The following is a 14,601-nucleotide window of genomic DNA, read 5'->3' as shown; positions in this document are numbered from 1 at the left end:
TTTCGCTTCAACAAATATATTGCTCATAGTTCCTGTTGCTGGAGAAGTGCATGATGCGATCGCCAAACAAAATTCTCACCCTCCTCACTCTCGTTACCACTCTAACGATTAGCGATTTTCCCTTAATCCAAAATCTAAAATCTAAAATCCAAAATTCCCAGGTGCTGGCTCAAACACCAGATGCGCGGAAAGCGGAAGCAGATCAACTGAATGAACAAGGTATTCAGCAAGCTCAAACAGGTCAAGTTGAGACAGCATTACAATCTTTCCAACAGGCATTGACAATCTACCGGGAAATTAAAGACCGCTTAAATGAGGGGACTACTCTAGGCAATCTAGGAGTTGCTTACGATTTGCTAGGAGATTATGCCAAAGCCATTGAGTACTACCAGCAAAGTTTAGCGCTCACTAAGAGTATCAAAGACCGCCTAACTGAGGGGCGAGTTCTAGGCAATCTGGGAGCTGTTTACTATTCCCTAGGAGATTACGCCACAGCCATTGAGTACCACCAACAGCATTTAGCGATCGCACAGGAAATCAAAGACCGTTTTAGAGAAGGGAAATCTTTGGGCAATCTGGGAGTTGCTTACGCTGCCTTAGGAGATTACGCCAAAGCGATTGAGTACCACCAGCAGAGTTTAGCCATCGCTAAGAGTATCGAAGACCGTCAAGGTGAGGGGAACTCTTTAGGCAATCTGGGAGATGCTTACGCTGCCTTAGGAGATTACGCTAAAGCGATTGAGTACCATCAGCAGCATTTAGCGATCGCGAAGAGTATCAAAAACCCTTTACATGAGGGGCAATCTCTGGGAAATCTCGGAACTGCTTACTATTTCCTAAGAGATTATGCCAAAGCCATTGAGCACTACCAGCAGAGTTTAGCCATCGCTAAGGCTATCAAAGACCGCCAAGGAGAGGGGGATGCTCTGGGCGGTCTGGGAGTTGCTTACAGTTCTCTAGGAGATTACGCCAAAGCCATTGAGCACTATCACCAGAGTTTAGCCATCGCCCAGGAAATTGGCGACAAAGATGGGGAGGGGACTACTTTGCATAATTTAGGAGCTACTTTCTTCAAATCTGGCAATCTTACCCAAGCCGAAACAAACCTTCGCGCTGGGATTGAGGCGAGGGAATCTCTACGAGAGAGATTAGGTGACAATGATGCCTACAAAGTGTCAATTTTTGAACAACAAGCTGGCACCTATCGCCATTTACAAAAAGTTCTCATCGCCCAGAATAAAACTAATGACGCTTTAGAAATTGCTGAACGGGGACGTGCCAGAGCCTTTGTGGAGCTATTGGCTAGTCGCAATGCTACAACCTCTAACTCTCCCAACTCTCCTATCACTCCACCCACTATCGACCTGCTGCAACAAATCGCCAAACAGCAAAATGCCACCCTTGTTGAGTATTCGATTATCGGTGACGACTTCAAGATTAAGGATAAAGAAGAAACTCACGAATCAGAACTCTATATTTGGGTCATCAAGCCTACAGGGGAGGTGACGTTTCGCTCATCTGACCTCGAACCCCTGTGGCAGCAACAAAATACCTCTCTTGCCGAACTCGTTACCAATAGCCGAAAATCTATCGGTATCAGAAATCGCAGTGAACCAGCCACCGTTGTTGTCGAACTATCACCCCAAGCACAGCAACGACAACTTGCTCAACAACGGCAAAAGCTGCAACAGCTTCACCAATTGTTGATTGAACCGATCGCTAACTTACTACCTACCGACCCTCAAGCACGAGTCATCTTCATCCCGCAGAGCGCACTCTTCTTAGTTCCCTTCCCTGCCCTAATAGATGCTTCTGGGCAATATCTCATTGAGAAACACACCATCCTCACTGCACCTTCAATTCAGGCACTGGACTTAACCCGAAAACAGCGACAGCGATTGGGGAACTCGAAGCGAGGAGCAGGGATTGGAAATCAAATATCCAATTCCCAAATGCTGATTGTTGGCAACCCTCTCATGCCCAAAGTCCGGAATTCCAAGACGGGAACAAAGGAGCAGCTCTCCTACCTAAAGGGAGCAGAAAAAGAGGCACAAGCGATCGCACAATTCTTTAACGCGCCCGTCCTCCTCGGCAAACAGGCAACTGAACGAGCTATCAAACAGCGAATCTTCAATGCCCGAATCGTTCACCTGGCAACCCACGGTCTGCTAGACTATGGTACTCCTGAGGATACCGGGGTGCTGGATTTTCCTGGGGCAGTGGCACTTGCTCCCGGAGAGGGAGAAGATGGACTGCTCACCTCTACCGAAATCCAACAAATGAAACTGAAGGCGGAATTAGTTGTCCTGAGTGCTTGCGACACGGGACAGGGCAGGCTGACTGGAGATGGCGTGATTGGCTTGTCCCGTTCCTTCATTAGCGCAGGCGTTCCCAGCGTACTCGTGTCCTTGTGGGCAGTGGATGATGCTGCAACCACAGAATTAATGCAAGAGTTTTATAAGCAGTGGCAGCAGAACCCAGATAAAGCACAGGCATTGCGACAAGCGATGCTGATCGCAAAGCAAAAACATCCCGACCCAAGACTCTGGGCAGCCTTCACCTTGATTGGAGAAGCAGAGTAATTTTTTTTATCCTGGTGATGTCACAGTAAGTTGCATAAGTGCTGATGCTTCTGGAATAGGTACTTTGCGATCGCTTGAGCCTGTGCAGAAACTCAATTTCTGAAATTGCATCGACATCAAAGACCTGAGATTATGCCCCTCTTCAAGCGTTGTCACTTGTTGCAGTTTACGGGCTCAACCTTGGCAGCCATTGTCCTTAATCAATTAGATATTATGCAGCAGGGCGATCGCTTGCGGCGCTTTGCTATGCTCGCGTGTTGGCACACACTACGCGAGCAAACTGGCAATGTGCTAACACTACTGCGCTCAAGACGTTACCACCTCAATCACATGAGAAATCGTGGCAAGCTGCGTCGTATCTACTGCTCGCGTTCCTGCCACCCCAATTGCTCGCGCTCCCTCCAACTTAATATCCCCATCCCCACGACTATTGCGATCCAAGTCGCCCACCAACGACTCGATAATATCTAACGGCTCATTATCCTGGAGTGGTGTGAAACTACGAGAATTTAGCCCTCTACCGCGACCGATTGCCTCCAACGTCTGCAACGACTGCCGCAAGGGCTTTGTTGTCGCCAACACCAACACCTCAACAAAGCCAGAAGTTCCGCGCAGCCGGAACTGGTAGGGGTCGTCCGCTTTCGGGACGGCGAGTTCCTGCCCTGGCGATACCAGCGAGGCGATATCGGGAGCATCCCAGTAAGGATACAGCACCGCCAGATTCCCCGTGGCACTAATGACCAGAACGGCAATGTGGAGATCGCGCTGTTCGTTGTTGCGAACCTTCACCTGCATCGTTGTCCCCGTCTTAAATTGCTGTACCCCGTTGGCGATCGCCGGAGTACCCTCTCCCGTTGGCACAACAGACGTGGCAACTTGCAAGCGGGCAGCCTCACTACTGAGTGTAAGTTGAAGAATGCGTCCTGCCAACAGGGAAATCAACCGGGGACGCAGCCGCTCAACGGCAGCGGCGGCGGATTCATTGGCACGAGCAAACGTTGCCGTAACGGGCACTTGTGCGGCAGTAAACAAGCCGACGCTGCCCGCTGGCGGGAGATCGGGTAGCTTTGCCTGCGCTGCGGCAATGGCTGGAGTCAGGCGACCGAGAATGTAATCCACTCGTGCTGTTTGCCCCAAGGGAACTACCTCCATACGCTTTATAGCTTGTAATGCGGCTTTTGTTGCCTCTAGTCGAGTGCCCAAAGATGGATCGAGGGCAATTTGCAATTTTAGGTCATTGGGAACGGCGCGAATTCGCTCCCGCAAGAATCGTCCGGGTTTAACCGCACTGGGTTCTCCTTGGCGGAGTTTGCCGTAGCCGACAAGTCCAGTGCGACTGAGTTGCTCAATCTCTCCCAACGGCTTACCAGCCTCATCAATGATGGTGAAGATGGTACCCTTCCCCGTAGCATCAAGGGTACGGGCAGAAACACCACCGAGCCAAAACTCAATTTGTCCGTTGTTTTCAGCACGAATTACGGCTTCAGCAGCGGGTGTGGCAGGGGCGAAGAAGTACAGCGGTTGCTGGCTATTTTTTGCTGGGTTGGCTTCGTAAATGGGTTCTTGCGGGATACCGGAGGCATTGGCAACATCCTTGGTGCTGCGGGATAAATTGACAAAGACGGTACCAACGGCTTCATCGCGGGTACGTTGCCAGAGATAGCGAGTCAGCAGATAAGTAAAAGCTCCCGCATGGAAGCCGCCGAAGGGGGCATCGGCAGCTTCCTGGTTATAACGTGCCGAGCCAATTGCTACGCCTTTGGCAATGCCTTGGTTTCGCAGTGCATCGAGTTCGCGATCGCTAAGCTTCAAATCCTTTATCCAACGGCGTTGGTATTCTACTTCCTCAGGAGCAGGGGCAGCAGTGCCACCACTCAGGCGAGAGGAAATGGCGCGAATCTCCAGGTTCCCACGGGTGCCACCGCCGGAGTGACAGCTATCGAGAACTACGGTGACATTTTCAGTTTTGAGGGCACGCATCAACAGGAATAAGCTGCGCCCCATAATATCCCGGACTTGGTTATCGCTGGAGCTGTTGCCAGGAATGCGATCGAAGGGAACTAGAGTGCCATTGATACCTTGCCCTTGGTCATCTTTGAACAGGGGATTGGGGGCGTTGTCGAGGACGAGGGAGCCATGTCCGGAGTAGTGAAAGACGACGACATCGCCGGGTTTGGCATTTTTGATTAAGTGATTTTCAAAGGCGTCGAGAATGTTCTGGCGAGTAGGTTTGAGAGGTTCGTAGTCTGTAAAGGCTAGTTTGCGATCGCCTACCACGAGAATATCTTTAGGGCTGAAGCCGAAGCGATGCACCAAGAGTTCCCATTGCAACTCTATATCGGTCAGACAACCATTGAGGGAGCGGATACCGTTGGGGTATTGGTTAATGCCAACAAGCAGGGCGAGTTTGCGGGGAGTGCCTTGTGCAAGAACTTTGCCATATTGGTTAGCTTGTTGGAGAAAATCAAATTGGCTTAAACCTAGTGTTGCCAGCGTTGAGCCAGCAAATTGGAGAAAGTGACGACGCTTAATTGAGGACATAATCAAACTCCTCTTAGGTAGTATATTTGGTGATTGGATTAACACTGATATTGATGGTGTGAAGAACTGGTTGTAATTAATTGGCTAGTTGCATCATTCTTGCCATCAAAAATGAGCCAAGCCGTGTTTCATAAACTGTTGCCAATTAAGATGAAGGGTGCCCAGTAGTATGGGTGGGAAAAATCTGGAGTACGGCTGCGCGGAAGCTGTGCGCCTAGTGCTGGGTCAAGGGTAACGTAGGCATCTGAGCGTTGTGGGGTATCTTTGGCAGTGACTTTGCCTTGCAGTAGGCTGAGCTGTGCCTGTTGTAGAGCTTCCGCCTTAGTCATCGTTCCAGCCGCTAAGTTTTTGTAGAACTGTTGCATGAGCAGACTGGTACTGCCATCATTGACTAGCCATAGGGAAGCCATAACTGCCTTTGCACCATTGGAGAGGAAGTAGTAGCTGATGCCGGACATTTCAATACCGTTGTGATCGGGACCACCTAGGGCAGTCTCACAAGCAGAGAGTACTACTAAATGGATGTCTGCCATATAGTTTTGCAGCTTTTGAATCTGCTCAACGCTGAATCTATCCCCAGTGCCCAACAGTAAGAAAGAGTCTTCAGGACGACCTGATTCAAACTTGCCATGAGTGGCAATATGCAGCACCTTATTACCTGCTAGATTGTCTCGCAAGGCACGGAAATTAAATGCTTCGTTAAGAAACTCTAGTCCCGGATAAACCCCCTGCTGATCGCGTCCTTGTTGCTCTACGATGGAAGCCAGTTCAATGGGAACGTTTTCTAGCGCACTAAACCCCGGAAAGGCTTTAGAAACTCCCATTGCTAGAACACGGGTTTCTTGTTTATTGGCGGGCAAGCGATCAAGTACATCGGTAAATTTTGCCGAGAGAATGGTAGAGATGGCGTAGCGTTCAATCAGATGCTTTTGTGTTTTGGCATCGAACAGAGCCGCCATCGGAATGTAGCGAGTGGAGCGGTCAAGTGAGAATACCAAACGACGAACATTAGGATTACTAAGTTCGGGTTCGAGCGGTTTGATCAACCAATCATAGAGTTGTTGACTGGTCGCTTTAACATCACTAACTTTAGACAAAGGCGTTTTGAGTTGCTCCCGATATTTCATTACTATGTCCCAGAGCTGTCGCTGCTTGACCTTCGTTTCAACAGTACGGAAAACAACTCCCTTTTCACCGGCTCTAGTGGCTAGGAGAATGCGAACTTTGTCCTCTAGAACCAAGGGATAAATCAGGACAGTACCGGATTCGGCGCTAACAATTTTGCTGGCTGTATCACGAAGAGCTTCCGGTTCAAGCAGACCAGGGTCGGTCGCTAGGCGATCGCGTAGCGTTTTACGAAAGGCATTGGATTCCTGGTTGAATTTGTCGGTTAAAGCATCAAGCTGATCGCGCAGTTGACTCAGTTGAACACATTTTTTTTGTTCACAGTCATATACGGTCTGCCCAAAGGTAATGAGACTGTCGTATTTTTTCAAGATATCGGTTTCAATGTTTGCCAGCGCAATTCCGTTGCTATCACCTCCGGCTCTGGCATTGCGGGTAAAGTCGCGCAGTTCCTGAATTTTCAACAGTTCCAACACCTGTTGAGCCTCCAGAAGTCGTCCTTGAGACAGTAAGAGGTTAGCTAAACGGCGATAGGTGTCTGCAACGGTTTGGGTATAAGCCTCTTGTTCTTTCCGGGTCATTTCTCGTAGACCTAGCCGAATATTTTCAGTGACATTAACGGCTTGTTTGTAGAAGACAATCGCAAGTTCTGGTCTATTTTTTTTCTCAAATAGTAAACCAATATTGTTGAGAGTCACTCTTTGACCTGGATGCTCATTAAGTTCTCTAAATAGTGCTAAAGCCTCTTGGTATGCTGTAAAAGCTTTATCGTGTTCACCAAGGCGAGAATAAGCTGTACCAATATTATTGAGAATAAACCCTTTTTCACCATACTCACCAGCAATAGGAGGTTTTTTCAAAGCTTTTTGATAGTATTCAATTGCTTTTAAATGCTGGCCTAATTCAAAATAAACTGAGCCAGTGTAATTAAGAATATTATGTTCTTCTGAGGGATCTGGAAGCTTCAGGGCTTCCTGAAGAACTCGTAGGGCTTTGTCGTATTGTTTCAGTTCCTTATAAACCAAACCCATCTTACTAAGAGCCATACACTTACATATCTCTTCTCCCACATATAGAGATTGTTGAATAGTTTCTAAAGCTTTCTCATGCTGTGCTAAATCATTGTAGAGTAGACCAATGTCTATCATTACAAAAGCTTCCCGAAACTTATCTGTCGATTGTCTTGAAAAAGCCAAGCTCTGCTGATAAAAATCTAACGCTTTAGAATATTCGCCTAAATTACGATAAGCCCAACCAATGCCATGTAAGATTGCTTGATGTCCAAAACATTTATCAAATTGAGGCGTACCAACTAACTCAGATATAAACAGATTTAGCTGCGATATATCTAATATTTCCTGCCATGAAATTTTTCCATACATGAAGCGTTGCTGGATATCTTGATCTTGTGCCCCATTACAGGCTGCTGTCAGCCCCCACCGATTCTTAAGATAACGACGCATCATCTCAAGCAGAGCTTGTTCGCTCTCAGGTTCGTCAGCTTGCTTGAAATTCTCTAGCTGTCGGCGCAGTAATGCTTCTACCTGTTGATAGCGACCTGATTTAAAGAGGGAATTTCCGATATAGCCAAGAGTTTCTACTTCACCTTTACGATCGCCAATCTGTTGATAAATTGCTATGGCTTGCTGGTGTAGCTTTATCGCTGTTTGAAATTTCTTCAAGTCTGTATAAACTTCACCCATTTGATTTAGAGTATTCGCTTCACTTTCATAATCGCCGCTCTTTCGATAAGCTTCAAGAGTATGATGAAGGCGCTCCAGCCGTTTTTGTAATTGTTCAACGCTATCACCAGGAATTATTATTTCGACGTCGAAAGAGCCTGCGATTGCAAGAGTTTCTGGAAGCAAAAAAGGAGATGTAAGCGATAACAGCAAAGCTGTGCTAATCCAATTAACAGACTTTAGACAGGGCATCAAAGTATCCTCTCTAGTAAACAACCACGGGTGTCAAACTAATATTTTTCAAGGCTGGGAAGATATGCAACCTCACATCTCTAAGGCAGCAGAAATCTCCAACAGGGAATCACCTAGCTGCCAGTCTTTTATAAACTGTTGCCAATTAGGATGAAAGGTGCCCAGTAGTAAGGGTGAGAAAAATCTGGAGTACGACTGCGTGGGAGCTGTGCGCCTGGTTTTGGAGTAAGGATAACTTCGGCATCTGAGCGTTGTGGGGCATCCTTAGCACTAACTTGTTTATTTAATAAGCTCAGTTGAGCTTGCCGTAGTGCTTCCGCTTTGGTGATAGTTTTTTGGCTCGTGGCTAAATTTTTGTAAAACTGCTGCATTAGTAGGCTAGTGCTGCCATCATTCACTGCCCATAAAGACGCCATCACTGCTTTAGCTCCGTTGTTGAGAAAATAGAAGCTGATGCCAGCAATTTCCGTGCCATCTTGTCCAGTACCACCCAGGGCAGTTTCACAAGCACTCAGCGCGACCAATTGCAAGTTGCCAAGATTCGTCAAGGTTTTAATTTGGGAAATGGGCAGCTTTTCGCCATCGCCCATTACCAGGAAGGAAGCATTGTCACTGCCTGGTTCAAATTTACCGTGAGTGGCAATGTGGAGGATGTTGTGAGTACTCAACTTATCGCGTAAGGTGCGCCAAGTGAAGGCAGAGTTGAGATATTCGTTGCCCTTATAGATGCCTTGGGAATCAGTGTCTGATTGCCGTACAATTGCATCCAGTTCTGTTGGAACGTTGGGTAATGGATTAAATCCTGCCTTGGCTTCAGAAAGTCCTAATGCCAGAATCGATGTGTTTTGCACACCCAATAATTGGGAATTGCCCATTTGAGTGTTAGTGGAAATGATGGTAGACAGGGTATAACGTTGAGCCAAATACTGCTGACCATCAAACAGGGCTGCCATAGGAATGTAGCGGGTTACGTGGTCGAGTGAGAAGACCAAATTTTGAATTGAGTTAGCTGTGAATTCTGCTTGCAGTTCCTTGGGAATTAGCCACTCGTAAAGTTGTTTCCCTGTAGCTTGTAGTTCTTGGATATCGGAGGTGGGATTTTGCAACAACTCTCGGAATTTTAGGACGGTTTCGCTGAGTTGCTTCTGTCCAACCGGGACTGGAATACTTTTGGTGACACCACCTTTGGATGCCCAGAGAACCCAAAGTTTATCAGAAAGAACGAGCGTTTGCAGCAGGACAGTACCCGGTTGAGCGGAGACGATTTGGTCTGGATTGCCGAAGAGCTGATTAGGATCGGTGAAGATGGGATCGCCTTGGCGGTTGTCACGAACGGTTTTTTCGAGCGCTTCAACCGCACGGTTAAATTCTTTAGTGATAACTTCCCGTTGGTCTAATAGTTGACTCAGTTGATTACATTGGGATTGTTGGCAATTAACGACTTTTTGACCGAAGGCAATGAGGGTTCCATGCGTTTGCAGAACTTGGGTTTCAATAGGGTTCGCAGTGACTCCTGAAGTTTGTTCACCTGCACCAGCGTCTCTCGTATAATTGCGAATCTCTTGAATTCTTAAAAGTTCTAGAACTTGCTCCGCTTCACCAATGCGTCCCTGGGAAAGTAGCAAATCGGCAAGACGACGATAAGTTCCTTCAACTTTGCGAGTATAGGCTTCTTGGGTTCGCTTGGGTAATTGCCGGAGTTCTTGCCGAGTCGTTTCAATCACGTTGACTGATTGCTTGTAGAAAACAATTGCCAATTCTGGTTTGTTCTGTTCCACAAGCAGACTGGCAACACTGTTAAGCACGTTGACTTGGTTATTGCGGTCATTTCTTTCTTGCGAGAGCGCTAACTCCATCTGGTAGGCTTCCAATGCCTTAACAGGGTTTCTGGCACGCTGGTAGGCAAGACCAAGATTGCGAAATGCCGATTTTTGCAAGCTGTAGTCCCATCTTCTTCCACTAATCGCCAACTGCTGCTGAGAATACTCAATGGCTTTGGTATAGTCACCCAATGCAATGTAACTCTCTGCCATTCGTTGGAGAAGACTCGCCTTTTCTGCTGGAGCATCCTCATCCTCCTGTTCAATAAACGTCAAAACTTTCTGATAGTTCTCTAAGGCTTTAGTAGGGTTTCCTGAAGCTTTATAACCATCGCCTAATCTCTCAAAAATATAGTCAAGATTAGTATCCTCAAAATCACAATTCTTCTGACAATAGTTTTGAACTACGGCTAAAGCTTGCTCATAGTATTCAATCCCCTTTGCATAATTAGCGAATTCACCCTCAACATAGTCCTCAAAGTCAGGCAAATATATATCTCCTAACTCCTGTAAAACTTCTGATTCTTCTAGTGAATCATTACTTACTCTTGTAATGTTTAACACCTGCTGCAAATAATCCGTTGCTTTGGCTGAACTTCCTTGCTGAGCATACGCTACTCCCAAAGCTTTCAGAAAGTCCAACTCGTTTCTCTGCTGGTGATTTTCTCGTGCAACTTTTAAGCCTTGTTCGTGGAAGTCAACGGCTTTGGCAAACTCTTTATATTGAAGGTGGAAATCACCCAATTCTTCAAGTGCTTCCATCTCACTTTCCCGATCGCCCTTTTTTCGGGCAAGCGTAAGCTCCTGTTGGTGTTCCTTGAGCCGCTCTAAATATCTTTTCTGTCTGAATTCATCTACGGTGGTTTGATCTCCCAGTTCACCGTATGCACGCTCTAGATCTGAAAGTTCCGATCTGATGTTTTTGTCATGTTTTTGTGCCAGTTCAAGTCTTTGCTCTGCTGTCTCAATTGCTTTAGCATAGTTTGCTGTTTCCATGTAGGCTTCATAGAGCGACTCAAGAGCTTCTTCTTCACTCTTATAATCTTGGATTGCTCGTGCTAGATCCAGTCGTTTCTGAGCATATTCAATGACTTCAGGGTGCTTATCTTGAGTGCTGTACACGCGACCTAATGCCTCTAAAACCTCAAATTGACCTTGAGTATCTTTGAGTTCTTGATATATTTTCAGCGCTTGTAGGCAGACCTGAAGCGCAGATGCGAACTGACGTTCTCTTCGCTGCTCTGTACATTGCTCCAACAGTCGCGATGCTTCAACTTCAGCTTTAGGCAAGTATATACCTGCTAAATCTCCTAAACTGCTCAAGAACTTTGACTCTCTTCGCGGACTATCGAGTTCTTGTACGATTTTGAATGCTTGCTTGAAAAAGTCGGCTGCTTTGGCTGAATTTCCTTGCTGATGGTACGTTTTTCCTAGACCTGTCAAAAAGCCTATTTCAAATTTCGGCTTGCGACTTTCTCGGGCAATTTTTAAGCCTTGTTCATAGTAGCCAATTGCTTCGGCTTGGTTTCCTGATGCAGCGTATGCTAATTTCTCTAAAGTCTTAATTTGGCCTTGAATATCTTTGAGTTCTTGATAGATTTTTAGCGCTTGTTGGCAGAACTGAAGTGCAGATGCAATTTGGTCTTCTTCTTGCCGTTCTTCGCATTGCTCTAACAGTCGCGATGCTTCGACTTTAGCTGTAATAAGTTCAACTTCAGCTTTAGGCAGGTATATGCTTGCTAAATTTCCTAAACTGCTCAAGAAGCTTGAGTCTATTTCCTGATTGTTGCGTTCTTGTACGATTTTGAATGCTTGCTTGAAATAGCCGGCTGCTTTGGCTGAATCTCCTTGTTGATGGTACACTTTCCCTAAAAGTGTCAAAAAGCTTATTTCAACTTTCGGCTTGCGATTTTCTCGGGCAATTTTTAAGCCTTGTTCATAGTAGTCAATTGCTTTGGCTTGATTTCCTGATGCAGCATATGCCTGTGCTAGAGATTCCAGATCGGTGAGTCCATTGCTATCCGGTTTTGGTGCCAGTGCTAGCATTTGCTCTGCTGTCTCAATTGCCTTAGCATAATTCGCCACTTTCATATAGGCTTTGTACAGTGACCAAAGAGCCTCACGCTCACGCTTATAGTCTTGAACTGCTCGTGCTAGCTCCCGTCGTTTTTGATCGTACTCAATGGCTTCAGGGTACTTACCTTGAGTACGGTACACCCCACCTAATGCCTCTAAAGCCTCAAATTGACCATGAGTATCTTTGAGTTCTTGATAGATTTTTAGCGCTTGTTGGCAGAACTGAAGTGCAGATGCGAACTGGTCTTCTTCTTGCCGCTCTTCGCACTGCCCTAACAGTCGCGATGCTTCGACTTTAGCTGTAATAAGTTCAACTTCAGCTTTAGGAAGGTATATGCCTGCTAAATCTCCTAAACTGCTCAAAAAACTTGAGTCTATTTCCCGATCGTTGAGTTCATATACGATTTTGAATGCTTGCTTGAAAGAGTCGGCTGCTTTGGCTGAATTTCCTTGCTGATGGTACGCTTTTCCTAAACCTGTCAAAAAGCTTATTTCAACTTTCGGTTCGCGATTTTCTCGGGCAATTTTTAAGCCTTGTTCATAGTAGTCAATTGCTTTGGCTTGATTTCCTGATGCAGCATATGCCTGTGCTAGAGATTCAAAAGCCGTGCTGCCATTGCTGTCCAGTTTTGGTGCCAGTGCTAGCATTTGCTCTGCTGTCTCAATTGCCTTAGCATAATTCGCCCCTTTCATATAGGCTTCATAGAGCGACTCAAGAACACCATACTCACTCTCATAATCTTGTATTGTTCGTGCCAGCTCCAAGCGTTTCTGAGCATACTCAATTGCTTGAGGGTAATTCTTCTGAGCCAAGTACACCCGAACTAACCCGTGCAATGCCTTCATTTCACCTTGCGGGGTTTTAAGTTCCTGATAGATTTTGAGCGCTTGCTGGTAGGACTCAAGTGCAGCTGTGTACTCGTCGGCACGTCGTTGACGATTACCTTGCTTTAGCAGTCGCTCAGCTTCGGCTTGTGGCTCCTGAATGGTTTGTGCCTGAACTAGTTCAAAATGAGACAGGATTGGCGGTAGAGGAGCGAAAGAAAGTAGTAGCGTTGCGATTCCTACGGAGAAGTGTGTTAACGCAAAACCAACAGACTTCGGACGGGGGCACATGCAAGTATCCTGTGTAAAAACAACTGTGGGTGTCAAGTTATATATCTTTCAGTGCAAGGAAGATATGCAACCAAAATCTACTAGCCAGCAGAAATCTCCCGCATTAAGGAAATCAGCTAGCCGCTAGCTTTTCATGAACTGTTGCCAACTAAGATAAAGCATGCCCAGTCGTAAGGATGGAAAAAATCTGGAACACTGCGGGATGAAAGCTGTGCGCCTGGTTTTGGGTCAAGGATAACTTCGGCATCTGCCCTTGTGGGGCATCTTTGGCAGTGACCTGTTGATCCTGATTCCCTATGTTACTTTCCCCACTGGTGATCGCATTTTCGGCAGCGGTTCAAAAGTTCTGCTCTATCAACCCAGAACGGTCGATTGGAGTAAAGAGAGAACTTTCCTCCCAGTCGAAATAGATGACTTTCCCGACTAGCGATCGCATTTAGGGCTGAGATTTAGGAATCCTTTTCAATAAAACAGAACCTTCTATTGGAGTTGAAGAAGGATTTTCCTCCAAGTCGTCATACATACATCTTCCAAGTGGCGATCGCACTGGTATCCAACCCGTGTCTACATCGTCATAAACGACTTTCCCGACCGGCGATCGCCCGAAAGATGGGCCAAACAAGTAAAAACGGGTTTGTGCTACTGGAGCCAAACATCCAAGTTTTTGAGAAAGAGCTAAAGGAGCCAAAAGAGACATCCATGATGGAGTGAGAGGTGATCGCGCTTCCTCAGTAAGAGCGATCGAGTTTGTCACCTTCGGGTGATCGCTCATGAACTGTCCAGAAGTCCAACTTTTTGCCTTCAGATACCACAAGCACAGAGTGTGAGGTGGGCTTGAGGACTAATCACCCGCGTATCATTACAGATTTGATTAAACAGTTTGACACGACTAAGGATCTGGAGAAGCAATAATCTGTCCAGTTCTAAGAGCGATCTAGAGCGTGATCGCGCTCTAGATCGCTCCTTGTAATTCTTTGATAGTTTGTGCCGTGCATCCCACGGAACCAGATAACAATCGCTGTTTCGACTTCCGACCCTCCTGCTCAGTGAAGCTAGAGTTCGGAGCGCCGAATTCTAGCTTCACTCGTTATCTGGACTTTCAACCCTCTGTTGAGCCTCCTGAAATGTCGGTACAAAAGGGAATGAGGTTTGTTGATGAGGATCTGGTACTGGATCAACCAGCTTATCACGGCAGACCAGTGCCCATGCTGGAGCAACGATTCACACCAGAGGCAAAGCTAGAACTGCTGGATTATCACCCCTAGTTTACGGGCAGATGTCCCTGCTGTGAGATGCCCTTTGAGATGAAGAAGTCACCCTTAGTACATTGGGATTGCTCGCGAGTGGGTAGATGATACTCTGTGAGTGCTCGCGCTGATGTTTCCATCGTGGGTCAAACTCCAGCGG

Annotated in this window: 6 protein-coding genes; 2 read left to right on the top strand and 4 right to left on the bottom strand. The window is 46.6% G+C overall.

Features of this window, described 5'->3' with window-relative positions; all coding sequences use genetic code 11:
• Positions 1-53 precede the first annotated feature (53 nt).
• The gene (locus NDI44_RS22430) at positions 54-2,582 is read left to right on the top strand and encodes a CHAT domain-containing tetratricopeptide repeat protein (protein ID WP_190416404.1); all 2,529 of its coding nucleotides are present in this window, start codon (positions 54-56) and stop codon (positions 2,580-2,582) included.
• A 306-nt stretch (positions 2,583-2,888) separates the two neighbouring features.
• On the opposite strand, the gene NDI44_RS22425 is transcribed toward NDI44_RS22430, so the two are convergent.
• The 4 genes from NDI44_RS22425 to NDI44_RS22410 form a co-directional block, all read right to left on the bottom strand.
• Positions 2,889-5,123 carry a caspase family protein gene (locus NDI44_RS22425; protein ID WP_190416357.1) on the bottom strand — a complete coding sequence of 745 codons (2,235 nt, stop codon included), beginning with the start codon at positions 5,121-5,123 and terminating at the stop codon, positions 2,889-2,891.
• A gap of 128 nt (positions 5,124-5,251) precedes the next feature.
• The gene (locus NDI44_RS22420) at positions 5,252-8,182 is read right to left on the bottom strand and encodes a CHAT domain-containing protein (RefSeq protein ID WP_190416356.1); all 2,931 of its coding nucleotides are present in this window, start codon (positions 8,180-8,182) and stop codon (positions 5,252-5,254) included.
• A gap of 128 nt (positions 8,183-8,310) precedes the next feature.
• On the bottom strand, positions 8,311-13,194 hold the full coding sequence (locus NDI44_RS22415) for a tetratricopeptide repeat protein (RefSeq protein WP_190416355.1): 4,884 nt from the start codon (positions 13,192-13,194) through the stop codon (positions 8,311-8,313).
• A 436-nt stretch (positions 13,195-13,630) separates the two neighbouring features.
• Positions 13,631-13,966 (bottom strand): hypothetical protein, encoded by a 336-nt coding sequence (locus tag NDI44_RS22410; protein ID WP_190416354.1) that lies wholly within the window; start codon positions 13,964-13,966, stop codon positions 13,631-13,633.
• A 217-nt stretch (positions 13,967-14,183) separates the two neighbouring features.
• On the opposite strand from NDI44_RS22410, the gene NDI44_RS22405 reads away from it, so the two are divergent.
• Entirely contained in the window at positions 14,184-14,459 is a 276-nt protein-coding gene (locus NDI44_RS22405; protein WP_190416353.1) for a hypothetical protein, read from the top strand.
• Positions 14,460-14,601 lie beyond the last annotated feature (142 nt).

Origin of the sequence: Trichocoleus sp. DQ-A3 (assembly GCF_039961975.1) — a bacterium.
In the GTDB taxonomy this organism is placed as follows: domain Bacteria; phylum Cyanobacteriota; class Cyanobacteriia; order Cyanobacteriales; family FACHB-T130; genus FACHB-T130.
This window is presented reverse-complemented; position numbering and strand designations above follow the sequence as displayed.

Coding starts and splice junctions, on each gene's coding strand:
- NDI44_RS22415 (WP_190416355.1), bottom strand. CDS start 13,194: ATGTGCCCCCGTCCGAAGTCTGTTGGTTTTGCGTTAACACACTTCTCC.
- NDI44_RS22425 (WP_190416357.1), bottom strand. CDS start 5,123: ATGTCCTCAATTAAGCGTCGTCACTTTCTCCAATTTGCTGGCTCAACG.
- NDI44_RS22420 (WP_190416356.1), bottom strand. CDS start 8,182: ATGCCCTGTCTAAAGTCTGTTAATTGGATTAGCACAGCTTTGCTGTTA.
- NDI44_RS22430 (WP_190416404.1), top strand. CDS start 54: ATGCGATCGCCAAACAAAATTCTCACCCTCCTCACTCTCGTTACCACT.
- NDI44_RS22410 (WP_190416354.1), bottom strand. CDS start 13,966: ATGAGCGATCACCCGAAGGTGACAAACTCGATCGCTCTTACTGAGGAA.